This is a genomic window from Bifidobacterium saimiriisciurei (assembly GCF_010667655.1).
GTDB classification, from domain to species: Bacteria; Actinomycetota; Actinomycetes; order Actinomycetales; family Bifidobacteriaceae; genus Galliscardovia; species Galliscardovia saimiriisciurei.
The window spans coordinates 124,091-142,654 of sequence record NZ_WHZU01000007.1; the positions used below are offsets into that span (position 1 = coordinate 124,091).

Here is an 18,564-nt window from a genome sequence, read left to right on the forward strand (position 1 = left end):
ATTTCTCCTTGATGAAATCTCGCCCGGATTTCCTTTTCCTTGGAGCGGGGAAGCCGTCCGTCGGAGACGAGCCGAGGGGAGTGGGCTGAGATTGCTCCCCTCGGCCAGATCGCATCTGACGGTTCCCCGGAAGAGGAAACCACGTTTTCATAGTGATTCGGTTATGGAATCAGGCGGCCTGAACCTCGGCGATGGAGGCCTTGGCGGCCTCGACCACGTGCTCGGCGGTGATGCCGAGGTCGATGAGGTTCTGAGCGCCGTCGCCCTGCAGACCGAACTGCTCGATGGAGACGGGCTTGCCGTAGGAGCCGAGGTACTTGTACCACGGCATCGCCACGCCGGCCTCGACGGACACGCGGGCCTTGACACCGGCCGGAAGCACGGCCTCCTTGTACTCGGCGTCCTGCTCCTCGAACCACTCGAGGGACGGCACGGAGACCACGCGGGCCTTGATGCCCTCCTCGGCGAGGGTCTTGGCGGCCTTGACGGCCAGCTGGACCTCGGAGCCCGTACCCATGAGGATGACGTCCGGGGTGCCCTCGGTGTCGACGAGCACGTAGGCGCCCTTCTTCACGCCGTCCTTGGCCTTGGCGGCGGTTTCGGCGAGGACCGGGATGCCCTGGCGGGACAGCACCATGGCGGTCGGCAGGGTGTTCTTCTTCTCGAAGAAGTAGCGGTAGGCCTCGGCGGTCTCGAAGGCGTCGGCCGGGCGGACGACCTCGAGCTGCGGCATGGCGCGGAAGGAGGCAAGGTGCTCGATCGGCTGGTGGGTCGGGCCATCCTCGCCGACGGCGACGGAATCGTGGGTCCACACGTACAGGTTCGGGATCTCCATCAGCGCGGCCAGACGGACGGCGGAGCGCTCGTAGTCGGAGAACATGAAGAAGGTGCCGCCGAACGGACGGGTGTAGGAGCCCAGCAGGATGCCGTTGGTGATGCAGCCCATGGCGAACTCGCGCACGCCGAAGTGCAGCTGGCGGCCGAACTCGTTGCAGACCGGCCACTGCTTGGTGGCGCATTCCTCGGGGGCGAAGGTGGCAGCGCCCTTGAGGTCGGTCTTGTTGGAACCGCCGAGGTCGGCGGAGCCGCCCCACAGCTCGGGCATGACGGCCGCGATGGCGTTGAGGACGGAGCCGGAGGCGCCACGGGTGGCGACGCCCTTGCCGACCTCGAACGTGGCCTCGAGATCGTCGATGGCCTTGTCGAAGCCTTCCGGCAGCTCGCCGGCCTTCAGACGGTCGTACAGGGCGGCCTTGTCCGGGTTGGCCTTGCGCCAGGCTTCGAACTTCTCATCCCAGGCGGCATGTGCGGCCAGACCGCGCTCGGCGACCTTGCGGGCGTGGGCGAGGGCGTCCTCGTCGACCTGGAAGCTCTGCTCCGGGTCGTAGCCGAGCAGCTTCTTGAGGCCGGCGACGGCCTCGGCGCCCAGCTTGGAGCCGTGGGAGGACGGATCGTTGGTCTTGCCCGGGGTCGGCCAGGCGATCAGGGAGTGGACCTTGATGAGCTTCGGCTGGTCGGGAGCGGCGGCCTCGGCCTTGGCGATGACGTCGGCCAGGCCCTCGACATCCTCCTTGTAGGAGCCGTCGGGCTGGATGAAGCTGAATTCGTCGGTGTACCAACCGTAGGACTGGAAGCGCTTGAGCACATCCTCGGCGAGCACGAGGTTGGTGTCGCCTTCGATCTGGATGCGGTTGGCATCGAAGATCACGGTCAGGTTGCCGAGCTTCTGGTTGGCGGCAAGAGCGGCGGCCTCACCGGAGATGCCCTCCTCGATGTCGCCTTCGCCGCAGATGGCCCAGATCTTGTGGTAGAAGGGGGAGTCTTCCTTCGGGGTCTCCGGATCGAGCAGGCCGCGCTGGAAGCGTTCACCGTAGGCGAAGCCGATGGCGGAGGCGAAGCCCTGGCCCAGCGGGCCGGTGGTCATCTCGATGCCCGGGGTCAGGCCGTACTCGGGATGGCCCGGGGTACGGGTGTCGGCGCCGCCGCGGAAGTGCTTGAGGTCGTCCAGCGTCAGACCATAGCCGGAGAGGTACAGCTGCACGTACTGGGTGAGGGAGGCGTGGCCGCCGGAAAGGATGAAGCGATCTCGACCCTCCCACTTGGGATCGTTCGGGTCATGCTTGATGAAGTGCTGATAAAGGGTGTAGGCGATAGGCGCCAGCGAGACGGGGGAACCGGGGTGGCCGCTTCCGGCGTTCTCGACCGCATCAGCCGAAAGAACCTTGGCCATCTTGATGGCGCGCTCGTCCAGTTCGGTCTCCTTGAATTCGGTCATGGATCAACTTTCCTTCCAATCGGATGGAACCAACGCGCACGTTCAAATTTGTGAGCGTACACATCGTACGTATTTCAACTAGAACGTGCATATTGGCTTCATTTGCCCTTTTATGGTATCCCAGCGCGAAGACTTCACGACACATTTCCTATCGCAGCATGTTAGAAAAATGTTCATGGTTGTTCATTTAAGTTCGTTTACGCCTTCAGCTAGCACTCGAAACCGCCGAGTGCTAAAAATAGGGGGAGGCATACAACCAGGCCCGGCCTGGATACCGTATGCCAGGACAACGATTCTAAGGAGGCTTGCATGACGAACGAGCGACGCATGTCGGTACTCCGAGCCGTCATCGAGGACTATATACGGACGCATGAACCGGTGGGGTCGGCGGCACTCACACGCGGCCATGACCTCGGCGTAAGCTCCGCCACCGTACGCAACGACATGGCCGCCTTGGAGGACGAGGGCTATCTCATCCAGCCGCATACCTCCGCAGGCCGCATACCCACCGAAAAGGGGTACCGCTACTTCGTGGACAAGCTCGCCACCGTCGTGCCGTTGTCGAAGGCGCAGAAACGCGGCATACGCAGCTTCCTCTCCGGATCGGTGAACCTCGACGACACCCTGCGCCGCTCCGCGCGACTGCTCGCCCAGATCACCGGACAGGTGGCCGTGGTCGCATCCCCGTCGTTGGCCCGTTCGGCGCTGCGCCATCTTGAGATGGTGCCCGTCTCCTCGGCCACGATACTCGTCGTCGTCATCACCGACACCGGACGGGTCGAGCAACGCACGATCATCGCGGCGGAACGGCCCGGAGACGATACGCTCTCCCGCATAAGCGCGAAGATCAACACGGCATGCACCGGACGTTCGCTACGTCGCGCCGGAAACGACATCCGCATGTTCGCCGGCGACGAATCGTCCCCGATCAACCGCTCGCTGCTCGAGGCGCTGGCACGGGTCTGCGACGAGCTCGCCACGCAGGAGCAGTCCAGCAACCTGTACATGGCCGGAACGTCGCAGCTCACCCACCGTCAGGTGGTCGACATGAACGTCATCGCGCCGCTGTTCGATGCATTGGAGGAGCAGGCTGTGATCATGCGGCTGATGACCGCGCTCAGCGAGGTCACGCAGTCCCATGGCGTGGGCATAGCCATCGGCTCCGAAACCCATACCCCCGGGCTCATGAACGCCTCGGTGGTGACCAGCGGCTATGGCCAGTCCACCGCGGACGACGACGGGGGTTCGGGACAACCCTCCGGCACGGCGGAGCCGGTTGCCTTCATCGGCTCCATAGGACCGACGCACATGGACTATGCGACCACCATCTCCGCCGTGCGCGCGGTGGCCAAATACCTTACGGAGTTCATGGCCAACGAGGAGAATTCCCCCGATGACGACTCCACAGACTAGTCTTATGGCACAATTATCGACGGATATCACAACGACAACCACAGGAAAGACCCACATTGGCTGACTACTACAAGATATTGGGCGTGAACCAGAACGCCAGCGAGGATGAGATCAAGAAGGCGTATCGCAAGATGAGCCGCAAGTATCATCCGGATATCGCAGGCCCCGAATTCGAAGACAAGTTCAAGGAGGTCAATTCCGCCTACGAGGTGCTTTCCGACCCCGACAAGCGCCGCATGTACGACCAGGGCGTCGACCCCAACGACCCGAATGCCGGCGGATTCGGCGCCGGTGCCGCAGGATTCGATATGGGCGACATCTTCGGCCAGTTCTTCGGGCAGAGCTTCGGCGGGGGAGCGCAGGGACCGATCCCGCGCACGCAGCCCGGACGGGATTCCCTCGCGAACGTGACCATCGACCTCAAGACCGCCGTGTTCGGCGGCACCGCCCACGTCGACATCCGCACCATGGCGCTGTGCCCCGACTGCAAGGGCAGCGGCACCGCCGGCGGCTCGACGCCCACCACATGCCCGGACTGCCAGGGACGTGGCTTCGCCCAGAAGGTCGTGCGCACCATGCTGGGCCAGATGATGACCTCGGCACCCTGCGACCGATGCGAAGGCCATGGCACGGTGATCGACAATCCCTGCCCGTCGTGCATGGGCCACGGCAGGATCCGATCCAAGCGCAGCGTAGGCGTGTCCGTTCCCGCCGGAATCACCGACGACACCCGTCTGCGACTGGCCTCTCAGGGCGAGGTGGGCGAGTGCGGCGGCACCGCCGGCGACCTCTACATCGACGTCCACGTGGCGCCCGACAAGAACTTCGTGCGTGAGGGCGACGATCTTCACTGCTGGATCGAGGTACCCATGAGCTGGGCCGTGCTGGGTCATTCCCTCAGCATCGACACCTTCGACGGGGAACGCACCATCGACATCCCCGCCGGGTCCCAGCAGGAGGATGTCATCACGCTCGACGGTCTCGGCGTCACCCGCCTGCGTTCCAAGGGGGAGCGCGGTGACCTCATCGCCCACGTCATCGTCGTCATCCCCACGAAGCTCGACGATGACGAGCGCAAGCTCATCGAGCAGTTCGCGCAATCGCATGATGGCGACACCGATTCGAAGCGCATCCCGCGCAATTCCCAGCCCCGTCCGACATCAAAGCCGAAGGGATTCTTCTCCAAGCTCCGTGACGCCCTGAGCTAGAGGCAGCGCACCCGAGCACCGCCCGGTCTTTCCCGTCCATGCCGACGGGGGAGACCGGGCCAGGTCCCGACAGTCCCCAATCCCTGCGGATGAAAGCGTAGCGACGCCGAAAACCGGGACCGAAATGAAATCCGTCGCAACGCTTATATCACCGCCTATGTAGAATGCATACTATGACTGATCCGATTCCAACCGCCGGCGAAACCACCATCATTGGCATTCCGGCCATTCATATTCCGATTACCACCGCGGGGGACAGGCCCCTCACCCAGCAGGACCTGGACACCATCGCCCGTCTGAACGACAATTCCGCACTGCTGATCTCCACCCGCGGAGCGGTTTCCGGCTCCCGCTATCTTCTGGATGAGGACGTCGTGAACGTGGGCCGCGATCCCCATTCAGACATCCTTCTCGACGATTCCACGGTCTCCAGGGCCCATGCCGTGTTCCGCCGCGTCAACGGACGCTTCACTGTGCAGGACGCCGGCTCGCTCAACGGCACGTATGTCAACCGCCAGCGTGTCGACGAGGCCGTGCTCAACAACGGTGACGAAATCATGATCGGCAAGTTCCGTCTGGTCTTCTTCACGAAATCAGCCGTCGTAGCCGCATAAACCGTCTCCCTGCGGCTAGACTGTGAACAGCAGACAGTTTCAGCCGTACGGGAGGGTAACGGTGATGGACGGAGCAAACAACGAAGTTCGGTTGAGTCTGCATGTGCCCTTGCGGGAGCGTACCAGCCTGGGCGCTGCAGACGCCGTTCAGGGACAGTTGTTCGAAGGCGGGGATGCCCGTCATGAACGCCGGGGATACCGCGGGACCGTGGCCTCGCGTGTCGCCGGCATCACGTATCGGCAATTGGATTACTGGGCCCGCAAGCAAATCGTTGTGCCCTCGATCAATCCTTCACATGGTTCGGGTTCCCGACGATTGTATTCATTCAAGGACGTCGTCATACTGGCGGTATCGAAGAAGCTGCTTGACGCTGGAGTCAATCTGCAAAACGTAACTGCGGCCATCGACTGCCTGCAGGACCATACAGCCACGGAACTGGAAAACATCACCATCATGTGCGACGGACAGACCGTGCACGAATGCACGACCGACGAGGAGGTCATCGCATTGGTACGCGGGGGAGCCGCCGTATTCGGCGTATCCGTCGGCGCATTGTGGCATCACACCAAAGAAGCCCTGGATATCGAAGAATTCGTGGATCTGAGCCTGGGAACCCAGCAACATGATGTCCGGCATAGTCAAAAGCTTGATGACATTACCCGTCGACGCATGCAGAAGACCAGGCGTGCAAACCGGAACGAGGGCAAGGCCCGAATCGCTCAGTAATCATCACGATGTCGGGGATGCGCACAATGACATCGAGACCGGAAATATTCCATCCCGTGTATGTCGTATTTGTCTCCTACTACAAATCTGACATAACGTACATTATCGGACAATTATATATACGTGGAAAACATGCCCAACGTTCATCAACATCATTATCATTTGCATACCAGCGTCATCTGCATACGCTGTTCATCGCACAGAACGTATCAGACAATAAAAAAACCAGACGCAACTTGCTTCATGGACGGCATTCGTCCGATTCGCACGTTGCGTCTGGCCAAAGGCCGGAATTCGGCGAAGGATTCCCGTTCGAACTATTCGGCGAAGAACGTGTCGACGGCGTCGGCCAGCTGGTCCACGGTGTCGATGATCATCGACGCACCATGGTCTTCCAGTTCGTTCGGTTCGGCGTAGCCCCATCGGCATCCGATGCTGCCGATGCCCGTCGCCGCGGCGCCGTCCATGTCGGTCCAGCGATCGCCGACCATTACGGCCTTGTCGCCGGCGGACTCGTCGTATCCGATGCGCTCGAAGCAATATCGGATGACCTGGTCCTTGTCCAGACGCGAGGAATCCATGCTGGCTCCGTATACGCCGTCGACCATGCCGGTGATGTGGAAATGGTCGCAGACGGCGATCGCCTGAGGTTCGGGCTTGCAGGTGGCGACGGCCAGATAATACCCCTTCTCGCGCAGACGCTCCATCTGCTCGGGAATTCCCGGATACACGGAGTTGTACAGACGTCCGGGAACCTTTTTGCCGGGTTCGTTGGGATCGTCAAAGACCTCGGCGGTCGAATAATAATAACGATATACCTCAACGGCCTTGTCGAGGTCCTCGCCATGGATGCCGTTTCGTTCAAGCGACTCCACGATGGCGGGACCGATGAAGCGGTGCAGCTCCTCGTCGTCCGGCACGGGACGGCCCACCGCCTCGAAGGCCTTGGCCACGGCGGCGAAGATGCCGGGATGAGACTGGGTCAGCGTGCCGTCGAGATCCAGCAGGACGACGTTCTTCGGATGATCGATCATGTTCCTCTCCCCTGTGTCGTGTTTCATATTCCGAATGAACAATGATGCCCGGCCTACGTATCTGGCGTAAGCCGGGCATCATCAACGTTTATTCGTAGTCCGGAATCCAGCCTTCGCGATGCATCTTCAATCGCTTGTCGAGCAGTTCGCTGAGCTCTTCCTCGGTGCGTCGCTCAAGCAGCATGTCCCAGTGGGTTCGGGTCGGCTTGGCAATCTCGTTGGCCTCGTCGTCCTTGGTGCCCTCCCTGTGGGCGGTCTGTCCGCAACGGCATTCCCATTCCTCCGGAATCTCCGCGCCTTCGGCAAGCGGAAGAATGGTGCGGTGGCCCTTGGGGCACACGTAGGCCACATCGTTACGAGCGGCGAAATCGACGTTGTCGTCCGATTCCAGTGATTTTGCGCCGATGCTCATACCACGGAGCGAGCGTTCAGCCATTAGTTGCCCTCCTCATTATCGAATAACCGTATCCACGCTACAAAACAGCAAAGACCTTCGTTTTATTCCAACGGCTTCGTATGTTTCCCTCACTCGTCGGCCTCGGATTCCCGAGCGTCCCGGACCTGTTCGTCGATTCCGGAATACGATACGAGGCCACGGTTGATGAGGTCGGCCGCCGTTCTCGCAGTGGCGGCGGTGTCCTCGCCGTCGATCGGCATATACGGTCCCGTGGAGCCGATCTGGCCAAGGATGTCCGTCAGCCGCTTGCAGGTGCGGACGAAGTCTCCACCCGTCATATCGGTACCATCCAGCACTTCGGAGAGTTCCCCTCCCCTGGCCCACACGTAGGTGATGTCGACCATGCCGAAGTTGAGCTGGTTCAACGGTTCGAGTCCCATGTCCTCGCACAGGACGCTGATGGAATACCATATCCGTCGTATCTGGTCCGCCGCCTTGGCGACTGGTCCCGAAGGACCATGCGGGTACTGTCGGGGCTCCCCCGATTCTCCACGTCGCGGCTCATAGACGAAGGCGCTCATCAACGCCGCGAAATCGGCCGGCTTGACGCCGTCGAACACGCCTTCGGCGAGGCATTGGGCAAGCACCAGGTCCTGTTCGCTGTAGAGCCGGCGAAGCAACTGTCCCCTCTGGGTGAGCGTATAGTCCTCGGGCCGTCGTTCACCCCCACGGCCGTCGGCGTACCGGGCATCGAGGTATCCCATGTTCTGCAGGATGGCGCATATCGTATCGAACCTGCGGGCGACCGATCCGGTACGGGAATCGTAACGGCCCTTGACACGTTCGAGCTCGCGCGTCTCCCTCATCCATCGGTGACCCCAACGCATGTGCTGCGCCAGGTCGCCGCATTGGCGGCAGGGATGCTCCTTGTCGAGTCTGCGCAGTTGCGCTATACGCTCGTCGAGATCATGGAATGCCTGTTTGCGTGCGGCGTCCGAATGGAAATCACGATGCTTGAGCTCGCGCCTTTCGTTGCGTTCCAAATCGGTCAGGCGCATACGTATGGTGAGGAATTCCCTGAAGTCGCCCTGACTGCATTCGAAGGCCCGTTCATAACCGTTCAACGCGTTGTTCAGTGTTGTGATCCGCTCTTCCAGGGCCTCTGCGGATTCGTTGGCCTCCCATTGGGCGAACGAATGGTCGAGCGTTGCGCGGGCAGTGTGATAGTCACTGGAATTAAGCAGATTCACCGCCATGTTGAACGTCGGGCGGAAGCTTGAATGCAGCGGATACACACGCTTCGACGACAGGGCAGCCGCCGTCTGGGGCTGGAAGCCACGATGATCGACGACAACGGCGTGCCCGATGGAATCGATGCCTCGTCGCCCCGCTCGCCCGGTGAGCTGCGTGAACTCTCCGGGAGTGAGCGGAACGTGCCCGATGCCGTTGAACTTCTCGAGCTTCTCCACCACCACACAGCGCGCGGGCATGTTGATGCCCAATGCCAGGGTCTCCGTGGCGAAGACCATCTTGACCAGGCTTTCCTCGAACAGCTTCTCCACGATTTCGCGGAACAGGGCGATCATTCCGGCATGATGGGGCGCGAATCCCTCCTCCAACGCGAACCGGAAGCGCGAGAACCGCAGCGTCTTCATCTCATCGCGGGTCAGCCGGCCGTCGACCATCTCATCGACGATGCTGCGGATGCGGCGCGCCTCGTCGACCGTGGTGAGCTCAAGTCCTGCGTTGATGCACTGCTGCACCGCCATGTCGCATCCCGTACGGGAGAAGATGAAGTAGATGCCCGGCAGCAGGTCGAGATAGTTCAGCTCGTCGACCACGGCCCATCGTTTCGGCGTATAGCGCTGCACGGCGGATCCCGAGCTCCCTCGGCCGCGATGACGGCGTTTGCGGTCCTCGGGACGCCCGCCCCTGCGTTCGGCCTTGCGGTCGAGTTCTGCGATGCGGCTCACCAGGCTGGGATTCAGCTGGGTGCTGGTTTCGGAACGATACAGGTCATAGATCTCCGGCTCGTGACGCTCGTCGGACTGCACCATGACATGCTGCCTCAGCGGGACCGGACGACGCTCGGAAACCACCAGCGCGGCGTCTCCTCGCGCCGACTCTATCCATGCGGAGAAATCCTCCACGTTCGACACCGTCGCCGAAAGCCCGACGACACGCACCTGCTCGGGAAGATGAATGATGACCTCTTCCCACACCGGCCCGCGAAAACGATCGGCCAGATAATGCACCTCGTCGAGGACGACGTAGCGCAATGCCGTGAGCGTCGTCGAATGCTCATACAACATGTTGCGCAGTACTTCAGTAGTCATGACGACGATGTCCGCCTCGGAATTGATGGATGTGTCCCCCGTCAACAGACCGACCCTGTCCGAACCGTATATGGCGACGAGATCATGGTACTTCTGATTACTCAACGCCTTGATGGGTGTTGTATAGAACGCCTTGACATTACGGTCCTGGGCAAGGAACACCGCGAAGTCCGCGATCACGGTCTTGCCTGCTCCCGTAGGCGCGGCGACGATGACGTTCTCCCCGTTCTCCAGCGCGTCGATGGCCTGACGCTGAAACTCGTCAAGAGGGAAGTCGAGCGTATCCGCAAAACGCTGCGCCACGCTCGCCCTTCGCTGCCGACGTTCCTGGAACGCACGGTATCGGGCCGCGGGGCTTGACGAATCCTCCTGCATCAATTGCTCAACAGGCTGTTGTACGTTGTTTCGCTTGCCACGATGATGGTGTCGACGAACCATATCTACTCCCCCGATTTGTCGTCCGATGATGACCGCCACTGACGACGCACCGCGTCGGGAACCAGCAGCTTCAATGCCTTGCGATGGGCTTCCACTTGCACCGGAAGCGTACCGACGATCTCGCCGTCGGCCATAAGCGTGGGAGGCTTTCCTCCCTGCAGGCCATAGTCGAGCGTTATCTCACGGATGCGCCGATATCCGATGAGCGGGTCCCCGGTATGGACTCCTCGATAGGCCTTGGCGAGAATACGCAACGCCTGGGGTACGGACGGCATCCACTTGACCCACAGCATTTCCAGCACGCCGTCGGTGAGATCTGAATCCGGAGAGGCCTCGATGCCGCTGCCGATGTACCGGCCGTTGGCGATGGCGATCAGCGGGGTGGACAGCTCGTATTCGCTACGGAATCCCTCCTCGAACGTCACCGCCACATGGAATCCGTAGTCGGTGACATGCGATGCCTCCCATATTCCGGCCTCCATATACCGCAGGCCGCCGAATGGCAACCTGGAGTGGTTGGCCCGACTGTTGATTGCGGCATCAATCGAGCAGTTCAGCATGCCGGCGAAGAACGTGTTGACGCGGCGGCCCCCGTCTTCGGCCGAACGAACATGGCCGAGATCGATGTTGATCGCCGAATGCTGGTATAAGGCCGCCATGATGACTTCCACGGCGGCGGCGATATGGCCGATGGGCATGCCGAGGCCTCTTGCGAAGTCGTTGCCCGACCCACACGGGATGATGCCCAACGGTATGTCCCTGTCGGCCACTGCATTGATGCCGAGAGACACCATGCCGTCCCCGCCGACCACGACCAGTGCCGCCAGATCAGGGATGGGACGGCTTGCATTGCGCAATGACTCGGATCGCGTTCCGCCGGTAATGTCAATGACGTCGTATCCCAGTTCGCCGCCACGCCGCTGCATAAGGTCGAATGCGGTGCGTCCGGCGAATCGACCGCGTCCCTTATCCGATGCTGGGTTCGTCAGTACGGCGATGATGGGACGCCCCGTCGGCGTCAGGTCGGTGCGTTTAGGCATTGAACTCTTTCCAACGACGCCATATGGCGACGTGTCGGTCTCTTACGGCGTCCTGATGCCGAATGACCTCGGCATGGGCTTCGGCGTATCGATCGGCTGCTACATGCAACGGCTGCGTGTACGACGGCGGTTCGGGGCGGCGGGGGGCCGCCTGCTGCCCCAGCCGGTCCAATACCCCGAAAGTCTTAGCCGAGGTCTCCCCTATGACATGCATTGCAGCGATGGCCCGTTTGCCCGCATACACCAGTCCGGCGACCACCATGACGATGAAGAACAGTACCAACACGATCCATATCCAGGCCGGCATGGAACCTCCTCAGGTAAACGATGTGCCCGATTCTCACCTTTCGGCGGATGCGGCGGACGCCTTATGCGATTCGTCCCCGACGCTGAGCTCCCGCTTCGCACGGGCCACAATCATGGTACGCAGGGTACCAGGCGAAACCGCGACGATGTGCCGCGCATGGGCGATGCAGAAGGCGACGAACCAGGAATCCGAGGAGACGGTCAGATGCACCAGCTCGCCGGTACCGCACGGTTCCACCTTGGCGTCCTGAAGCGAGTCGATGAACGGCAGCCCCGGCTTGTCGGTGACGAAGGAGGACGGCGTGCCGTTGTCAAGGCTCCACTGACGAAGTTCCGAAACGGGCACGTCCGGAATCGTTATCGAGTCCTGCGGGGCCACGATTTCGGCCCGACCGATGCGAGCGAGGCGTAGCACCTGCCAATCACTGTGCCTGTGCTTCGAGTCACTGGGGGACTTGTCGATGCCGTTCCAGAACGCGGCATAGTACACGCCCTCGTCCACGAAAATCTTGGCGGGAGCCACCAGCTTCTCGCGCGTACGTCCTGCACCGTCGGTGTATTCGATGCGCAACAGCGAACGCGAATGGATGGCGCTGTCCACGGCCTGGAAGCACGGAGGCTCAAGCTCGTATCCGGTAAGACTCAGCCATGGGGTCTCCCCCGGTTCGGTATGCTCGCGCAGTCGCGTATACAGCGATGCGGCCTGCCTGCGCGACTCGGCAGGCAGCAACGGCGAATGCGCCAGATAGCTCACCGATGCGGACAGCATGCTGAGATACTGCGGAGAGATGCCGGCCAGACGTTCGAGGCCCAGGGAGTTGGTGGCGCTGATGATGCCCTCCGCCTCCAGCAGGGACCAGTCGATGTCGAAGAACTGGCTGCCGGCCATCTCGCCATCGTCGGAGACGGTGGTAAGCGTGCCGATATCCTTGCGGATGACCGCCACCGACTTTTTCAGTTCGTCCTCGCTGCGGGCGTGTCCGATGAAGCGCTCCGCCAAGTCGGTCATCGGGAACTCCTCACCGATATGCGCGGAGAGGAACAGCATGAGGCGCAGACGACGATCCACTTCGGAGCCCGTCTGGAAGGATGCGCTCAGCGACTTGCGTCCCTTCGACTTGCCCTTGCCGTCCTCCACATCGGAGGCATGGTCCGCCGGGGTGGAGACATCGCGGCGCGCCGCGAACGCCTCTTCGGGACGGTCTGCGGAACCGAACTGCGTTGCGGCGTTAAGACGGCGGTTGAACGCGTCCACGGCCTCCTGCGGACTGATGATCGAGGAGCCGGGGTGTTCAAGTACGAACATGGCCAGGTCGTCGGAATCGGTGTAGGCGACATTGATGTGTTCGCCGTCCACATCCACCGTCGCCGCGAAACGACGCGAATCGACGACTTTGACCAGCACATCGGGGATGGTCTGCGTGCCAAGACCCGGGGCGATCGAATCCAGCCCCAGACCGGGGACGGGCATTTGCGGTACACGCGGTGCGGTGCGCGACAGCTTGGTGCTCTCCCGCGATTCCATACGCTGCGAAGCCGAGGAAAGGGAAATCGACTGGGCAAGATAATTCGCCGCAGCCAGGACCGGGAGATCCTCCTGCTCGAATCGCATGCGGATACGCGGCTCGTCGCCCAGCTGCAGACGATAGGACGCGAAGTCCTGCCCCTCGGATTTCGACGAGTATTCGGGCTGTCGCGACTCGATGGCGATGCCCATGGCCGCCAGCTTGGCGCGATCACGTTGGAACTGCTTGGCAAACGCCGCCTTGGCGGCCTGATCCGCAAGCTCGCCATAGGAGTCGGCGTATGCCTTCACCCGCTGCGCGATCTGGCGGGACGTAAGCCATTGGGGGAACGCCGACGAAAGCACCGCCAACACATCCAGTTCGTGCTTGCCCCATTTGTCGGAAAAACGGCGCCTTCCGTTCGAAGCTCCCTCAGCCATCTGTCCTCACGTCTCGTTAACGTTGTTATTTGATTGTTGGCGTTTTCGCGCCTTTAGACATTTTACGGGTAATTTTCCGTAAAACCCGCTTTTTCATCAAAAATTATCCTTATGGACGATTTTTGCCCATAAGGATAACAATCGATTACAGCCAATCATCCGGTTCGATGCCCTGCGGACCAACGAATTCCCCGTTCGGCACATATGAGGGATCTCCGTTGTCCTCGAGCCTGGCATCGGCGAAGCATTTCACATTCTGGCCGAACGTCCAGTCACCTTTGACGGTGAAGGAGTTCGCCGCGGCCAACGAAGGCACGCCATAGGGGAAGCGTTCGTCGAAGTCGGCGATGTTCTTGTAATAACGTGGGTCAAGGTCCACCACGGGGAAGATGTAGTTGCCGTCCTCCATCTCATAGGTGTCCGTCAGATGGAACCTGTCGGAACGCATGATGAACAGGTCGTTCGTGGTCTTCACCGGGAGGAACCTCGGCCGGTCGACCTCGATGCACGCCGCGCCGTCGAACAGCGAGATGGCGGCTCCCATGGCCGTTTCCAGCTGCAGCACCTTGGTGGTGGAGGAATCGGTCGGATCGACAGTCTTGCGGTTGCGGATCACCGGAAGGTCCAGCACTCCCCCGGTCTGCGCCAGCTTGTCGCGCAGATCGCGCACGCGCACCCAGATGTTGTTCGTGTTGAAATACGGATGCTTGGCGATGTCGGTGGCGGCGGCCTTGTCGTCCGGATGCACCTGGCTCATCTCACGCAGCGAGAGACGCCCGGTCTTGCGGTCGCGAACGATGTGGCCTCCCTTGCGGTCGGCTGCGGTCTTGTGCGCGACTTCAACCATGAACGGCGCATCGGACTGCGCGAAGGCACCGGCGAGCGTGGTGGAAGGACGCGCGCCGAGATTGTCGGAATTTGAGATGAACAGGTATTCGATGCCGTGCTCAAGAAGATTGTCGAGAAGTCCGGACTCCCAGAGCGTGGCGAATACGTCGCCATGGCCCGGAGGGCACCATTCCAGCTCGGGGTTCTCGGGGAAATCAACGGGGGCGCCGGTGGCGAGATCGATTTTCGGCTCCACATGCTGGATGATCTCCATGGGGATGTCCGTCTGGTGGAAACGACGGTTGTGATGCAGCACGGACATCGACTCCTTCGACGTGCGGAAGGAGTTCATCAGCGTGAGCGGCAACTGCACGTCTTCACGGGTGCGAGCCGTGACGACCTGACCGAGGATGATATCAAGGAAGCGCATGCGCTTCGCCTTATGACGGCGCACGGGCAGCAGCGACTTGGGGCCGGCCAGTCCCATCGACGTGCCGAGACCGCCGTTGAGCTTGAGGAAGGCCGTCTTCTTGAACGCCTCCAACGCCTTGTCATGGTCGATGGTGTGATGGATATCGCGGACGGCGGGAATATCGGTGAGCGGCTCGACATCGGATTCGCGAATCCATTCGGAATGGTCGTCCTGCTGCCAGGTGCGGTACAGGCGTTCGAATTGAGAAATAGCGATTTCACTCATGCCATGTTCGCGCATCTTCGCCGCGGACAGTTCAAACGGATCGTTGGACACAGGTTTCCCTTTCTTTGGACACATCACCACATTGTATAGGATGACGGCTTGCCTCTTCCTGATGCTTTTGGGCAAGTTTCGGGGAGAAACATGGGAGGTGGCCTCCAAAAGTCGGATGTCGACAAATCTATTTTTCGCCACCGCCGGATGCCCATACAAGAAATGCGCCGGCAACGGAGACGATAATGACGCCGAGAACCACCATCGAGGTGATGGCCGGTCCCCAAGCAGCCACCGTTCTTGCGCATTCATACGCATATGCGGTGGGCCGGATTGCCCAACTTGCCGGCCGCCCGACCCACCGCACCGAGTCAGGATTCCCGTTCGGCGTTCAACGCCTCATGACGCAGAATCAGGAAGCCGAGGGCGCCGGCAATGATGGATGCGGCGAGGATGGCGGTCTTGGCGACCGCCGCGACCTGCGGATCCGTGAACGACAGGTTCGTCACGAAGATCGCCATGGTGAATCCCACGCCGCCGAGTGCCGATACGCCGGCGATATGACCCCATTTCACGCCTTTGGGTAGCTGTGAGACGCCCAGTTTCACCGTGGCCCATGTGGCGATGAAGATGCCGAGCGGTTTGCCGACAAGCAGCCCCAGGAACACGCCTATCGCCACCGGACTGGTCACGACCTGAGTGAACGACATGCCGGCGAGTATCACGCCGGCGTTCGAGAACGCGAACAACGGCAGCACGAAGAAGTACACGAACGTGTGCAGGCGCTTCTCCAGACGAATCGTCGGCGGAATCGTGGCGTGCGATACGCGGCGGATCGAATACACCTCACGCAGGTATTCCCGCTGCGCCACATCCGGCTCGTCGGGATCGTAACGGTCCTCGGCCTTGCGCACACGATGCGCGAACCAGCCGCCCACCCGGTCGAGCCTGATCTCGGAACGGGCCGGAATCGCGAGCGCCAGCATGACGCCGGCGAGGGTGGCGTGGATTCCGGAGAAGAGCATGCACACCCATAGGATGAATCCGATGATGAGGTATGGTGGCAGGTCGTAGATGTGGCAGCGGTTGAATGCGATGAGCAGGGCGTATGCGGCGAGTGCGGCGATGAGCCAGGGCAGGCTGAGTTTGGTGGTGTAGAAGAGCGCGATGACGGCGATGGCGATCATGTCGTCGGCGATGGTGAGTGTGGATAGATAGGCGCGCAGTCCCGATGGTATGCGTCGGCCGAGTAGGGCGAGCAGGCCGAGGCAGAAGGCGATGTCGTTGGCCATGGGCACTCCCCATCCGCCCGCGTATTGACCGCCGACGTTCACGATCAGGTAGATGATGGCGGGGAGTATGGCGCCTCCTGCGGCGGCGATGATGGGCAGTATGGCCTTGCGTGGTTCGGTGAGTTCTCCGGCGCGTATCTCATGTTTGATTTCGAGGCCGACCATGAGGAAGAACAGGGCCATGAGGAAGTCGTTGATGAAGTGTTCGAGGCTGATGTTCGCGTGGAATGCACCGATGGAGAACGTCAGGTGCACGGATTGCCAGAATTCGTTGAAGTATGGCAGTGCCGGCGTGTTTTCGATGGCGAAGGCGGCGAGCGCGGCGAACACCATGAGTATGGTGGCTTTGGTGGATGAGTGGGTGAATTCGATGAGGCGTCGTTTGCCTTTGTGGATGTTGATGACGCCGGGTTCGAGTATGCCCTCGTGGATCTGGGGGCTTGATGTCATGTGTTTGCTCCTAACAACTGCTTGTGTGAATGGAGTCGGTCGTTGTGTGTTGTTTGGTTTGCGACCGCGAGGATTCAACCTTTCTAGGTTACATGATGGTGTCTGCTCCCCTATCGCCGTGCGTGAAAAAGGAGTTCGGCAACGTGCGCCTTTCGATGTCATCGGTGGTTTCCTATGCGGCGCCTGCTAGCCTATTGGCGTTTTTATTCCGTATGGGAAAGGAGTATTTGATGTTGGTGGCGTCGTGTGTGTTCGCGGTTCTTGCCGGTTTGCTTCATGTCCTGATTTTTGTTTTGGAGTCGTTTCGTTGGACTGATCCGAGGACGATGAGGACGTTCTCCGTTGCGTCGTTGCGGGAGGCTGAGGCGACAAGGGAGATGGCTTATAATCAGGGCTTCTATAATCTGTTTCTTGGCGTCATGGCCTTGGCGGGTGTGGTGCTTGTTTTCGCCGGATGGCGTGTTGTCGGCGTGACGTTGATGGTTGCGGGCACCGCGTCCATGGCGCTCGCCGCCCTGGTGTTGTTCACCGGCAGTCCCGATAAGCGTGGCGCTGCCGTCAAGCAGGCGTTGTTCCCCAATGTCTCACTACTACTGTTGTTGGCTTTTGCCGTTTTCTGATTTTCCGCCTGCTTGGTGCGGGATGTGAACGGCCAGTTTTTGCGCATGGAGGTGCATACAATCGCAATGCACGATAATTCGTCTTATTTCGCAAAGGATGTGCGATGACTGAACGTTATCTCAGTACCAAGGAGGTCGGGGAACGGCTTGGCCTGAAAAACGCCGCATCAGCTGGTCTGCCCGAACCCGATGTGCTTGTCGGCAGAACGAAGGGCTGGAAGCCAGAGACCATCGACGCATGGCTAGCGAACCGCCCGGGCCAAGGCGTCGGAGGAGGCCGTCCTCGCAAGGATCGCGATTAACGGTTTGCTCGTGTCGTATGGCGTTACTGGATGTGCTCTCTGCCGTCTGTCATTACATGTCGCCCTCCAGTCCACAATACTGCGCTATGTGTTTGTTGCGCCCGTAGGCCTATCCACAGCAACGTAGCGGACCAGTAATGGAAAACCCGCATCTATGTAGCCCCATCATGAATGAATTGCCTATCAGGCATTGGGGGATTCTGACATCACCCCATGGGGAAACCGCAATCGGGAGACTGCTCCAAACTCAGCGACGAACAGGCGCTGATAGCATCAGCCAACCGGACCTACCAGCGTTCTAGCACACGATGCATGACGTTGTTCTTCACGGCGTCCTTGAAATGGCCGACGTGGACCCCACGCAGCACGTACGCCTCGCCGTCGGAGCCGTCATCATACCGTTCCAGCTCCTCTTGGATGGCCGCTCCGACCACTGAGGCGAATTCGCTGAACGTCATGGCCTGATCGAGATCGATGCCGGCCGCGGCCACATCCACCGATGAGAGGGGTATCCATGAGCGTCGCCAAGAGAATGTTCGAGTCGGGAGTCGATCCTGAGATGATCCGCACGTATGCCGCGGCCGGCATCGATCTCGATCAGGCCATGACGTTCAGCGAATTCGCCTCAGTGGTCGGAGCGGCCATCCAAGA

At 60.8% G+C, this 18,564-nt stretch carries 16 protein-coding genes; 6 read left to right on the forward strand and 10 right to left on the reverse strand.

What is annotated here, in order from left to right; translation table 11 throughout:
• Nucleotides 1–169: 169 nt before the first annotated feature.
• Entirely contained in the window at nt 170–2,275 is a 2,106-nt protein-coding gene (gene tkt, locus GFD18_RS05840) for a transketolase (RefSeq protein WP_163200375.1), read from the reverse strand.
• 309 nt (nt 2,276–2,584) lie between these two features.
• Here tkt and hrcA point away from each other — a divergent pair, with 309 nt between their 5' ends.
• The 4 genes from hrcA (at nt 2,585) to GFD18_RS05860 (ending at nt 6,237) form a co-directional block, all read left to right on the forward strand.
• Nucleotides 2,585–3,688 carry a heat-inducible transcriptional repressor HrcA gene (hrcA, locus tag GFD18_RS05845; protein WP_163200374.1) on the forward strand — a complete coding sequence of 368 codons (1,104 nt, stop codon included), beginning with the start codon at nt 2,585–2,587 and terminating at the stop codon, nt 3,686–3,688.
• A gap of 56 nt (nt 3,689–3,744) precedes the next feature.
• A complete protein-coding gene (gene dnaJ, locus GFD18_RS05850; RefSeq protein WP_163200373.1) occupies nt 3,745–4,896 on the forward strand; it encodes a molecular chaperone DnaJ in 1,152 nt (383 codons plus the stop codon).
• Between the two features lie 173 nt (nt 4,897–5,069).
• Nucleotides 5,070–5,510 (forward strand): FHA domain-containing protein, encoded by a 441-nt coding sequence (locus tag GFD18_RS05855; protein ID WP_163200372.1) that lies wholly within the window; start codon nt 5,070–5,072, stop codon nt 5,508–5,510.
• Between the two features lie 64 nt (nt 5,511–5,574).
• Nucleotides 5,575–6,237 carry a MerR family transcriptional regulator gene (locus GFD18_RS05860; RefSeq protein WP_163200371.1) on the forward strand — a complete coding sequence of 221 codons (663 nt, stop codon included), beginning with the start codon at nt 5,575–5,577 and terminating at the stop codon, nt 6,235–6,237.
• 317 nt (nt 6,238–6,554) lie between these two features.
• Here the strand turns inward: GFD18_RS05860 and GFD18_RS05865 are convergent, their stop codons facing one another.
• The 8 genes from GFD18_RS05865 to nhaA form a co-directional block, all read right to left on the reverse strand.
• Nucleotides 6,555–7,271: an HAD hydrolase-like protein gene (locus GFD18_RS05865; protein ID WP_163200370.1), complete on the reverse strand. Its 717-nt coding sequence runs from the start codon at nt 7,269–7,271 to the stop codon at nt 6,555–6,557.
• A gap of 88 nt (nt 7,272–7,359) precedes the next feature.
• Nucleotides 7,360–7,707: an RNA polymerase-binding protein RbpA gene (locus GFD18_RS05870; RefSeq protein WP_163200369.1), complete on the reverse strand. Its 348-nt coding sequence runs from the start codon at nt 7,705–7,707 to the stop codon at nt 7,360–7,362.
• A gap of 89 nt (nt 7,708–7,796) precedes the next feature.
• Nucleotides 7,797–10,442 carry a DEAD/DEAH box helicase gene (locus GFD18_RS05875; RefSeq protein ID WP_163200368.1) on the reverse strand — a complete coding sequence of 882 codons (2,646 nt, stop codon included), beginning with the start codon at nt 10,440–10,442 and terminating at the stop codon, nt 7,797–7,799.
• A 2-nt stretch (nt 10,443–10,444) separates the two neighbouring features.
• A complete protein-coding gene (locus tag GFD18_RS05880; RefSeq protein WP_163200367.1) occupies nt 10,445–11,482 on the reverse strand; it encodes a diacylglycerol/lipid kinase family protein in 1,038 nt (345 codons plus the stop codon).
• A complete protein-coding gene (locus tag GFD18_RS05885) occupies nt 11,475–11,789 on the reverse strand; it encodes a hypothetical protein (RefSeq protein ID WP_163200366.1) in 315 nt (104 codons plus the stop codon). The genes GFD18_RS05880 and GFD18_RS05885 overlap by 8 nt, the downstream gene beginning before the upstream one ends.
• A 33-nt stretch (nt 11,790–11,822) precedes the next feature.
• Complete coding sequence (locus GFD18_RS11435) at nt 11,823–13,733, reverse strand: helix-turn-helix transcriptional regulator (protein WP_163200365.1); 1,911 nt, start codon at nt 13,731–13,733, stop codon at nt 11,823–11,825.
• 145 nt (nt 13,734–13,878) lie between these two features.
• Nucleotides 13,879–15,333: a UTP--glucose-1-phosphate uridylyltransferase gene (locus GFD18_RS05895; protein ID WP_163200364.1), complete on the reverse strand. Its 1,455-nt coding sequence runs from the start codon at nt 15,331–15,333 to the stop codon at nt 13,879–13,881.
• A 287-nt stretch (nt 15,334–15,620) separates the two neighbouring features.
• A complete protein-coding gene (nhaA, locus tag GFD18_RS05900; RefSeq protein WP_204314005.1) occupies nt 15,621–16,991 on the reverse strand; it encodes a Na+/H+ antiporter NhaA in 1,371 nt (456 codons plus the stop codon).
• Nucleotides 16,992–17,083: 92 nt separating this feature from the next.
• Here nhaA and GFD18_RS05905 point away from each other — a divergent pair, with 92 nt between their 5' ends.
• A complete protein-coding gene (locus tag GFD18_RS05905; RefSeq protein ID WP_225432917.1) occupies nt 17,084–17,611 on the forward strand; it encodes a DUF1304 domain-containing protein in 528 nt (175 codons plus the stop codon).
• Between the two features lie 104 nt (nt 17,612–17,715).
• On the forward strand, nt 17,716–17,913 hold the full coding sequence (locus GFD18_RS05910) for a helix-turn-helix transcriptional regulator (protein ID WP_163200361.1): 198 nt from the start codon (nt 17,716–17,718) through the stop codon (nt 17,911–17,913).
• 287 nt (nt 17,914–18,200) lie between these two features.
• On the opposite strand, the gene GFD18_RS05915 is transcribed toward GFD18_RS05910, so the two are convergent.
• Nucleotides 18,201–18,410 carry a hypothetical protein gene (locus GFD18_RS05915; protein ID WP_163228263.1) on the reverse strand — a complete coding sequence of 70 codons (210 nt, stop codon included), beginning with the start codon at nt 18,408–18,410 and terminating at the stop codon, nt 18,201–18,203.
• Nucleotides 18,411–18,564: the final 154 nt, after the last annotated feature.

Bases quoted from the DNA above. Each gene is read 5' to 3' on its own strand.
- GFD18_RS05875 (WP_163200368.1), bottom strand. From the start codon at position 10,442: ATGGTTCGTCGACACCATCATCGTGGCAAGCGAAACAACGTACAACAG.
- GFD18_RS05880 (WP_163200367.1), bottom strand. From the start codon at position 11,482: ATGCCTAAACGCACCGACCTGACGCCGACGGGGCGTCCCATCATCGCC.
- GFD18_RS05905 (WP_225432917.1), top strand. From the start codon at position 17,084: ATGATGGTGTCTGCTCCCCTATCGCCGTGCGTGAAAAAGGAGTTCGGC.
- GFD18_RS05910 (WP_163200361.1), top strand. From the start codon at position 17,716: ATGACTGAACGTTATCTCAGTACCAAGGAGGTCGGGGAACGGCTTGGC.
- GFD18_RS05855 (WP_163200372.1), top strand. From the start codon at position 5,070: ATGACTGATCCGATTCCAACCGCCGGCGAAACCACCATCATTGGCATT.
- GFD18_RS11435 (WP_163200365.1), bottom strand. From the start codon at position 13,733: ATGGCTGAGGGAGCTTCGAACGGAAGGCGCCGTTTTTCCGACAAATGG.
- GFD18_RS05860 (WP_163200371.1), top strand. From the start codon at position 5,575: ATGGACGGAGCAAACAACGAAGTTCGGTTGAGTCTGCATGTGCCCTTG.
- GFD18_RS05870 (WP_163200369.1), bottom strand. From the start codon at position 7,707: ATGGCTGAACGCTCGCTCCGTGGTATGAGCATCGGCGCAAAATCACTG.
- GFD18_RS05885 (WP_163200366.1), bottom strand. From the start codon at position 11,789: ATGCCGGCCTGGATATGGATCGTGTTGGTACTGTTCTTCATCGTCATG.
- hrcA (WP_163200374.1), top strand. From the start codon at position 2,585: ATGACGAACGAGCGACGCATGTCGGTACTCCGAGCCGTCATCGAGGAC.
- GFD18_RS05865 (WP_163200370.1), bottom strand. From the start codon at position 7,271: ATGATCGATCATCCGAAGAACGTCGTCCTGCTGGATCTCGACGGCACG.
- tkt (WP_163200375.1), bottom strand. From the start codon at position 2,275: ATGACCGAATTCAAGGAGACCGAACTGGACGAGCGCGCCATCAAGATG.
- GFD18_RS05895 (WP_163200364.1), bottom strand. From the start codon at position 15,333: ATGTGTCCAAAGAAAGGGAAACCTGTGTCCAACGATCCGTTTGAACTG.
- nhaA (WP_204314005.1), bottom strand. From the start codon at position 16,991: ATGACATCAAGCCCCCAGATCCACGAGGGCATACTCGAACCCGGCGTC.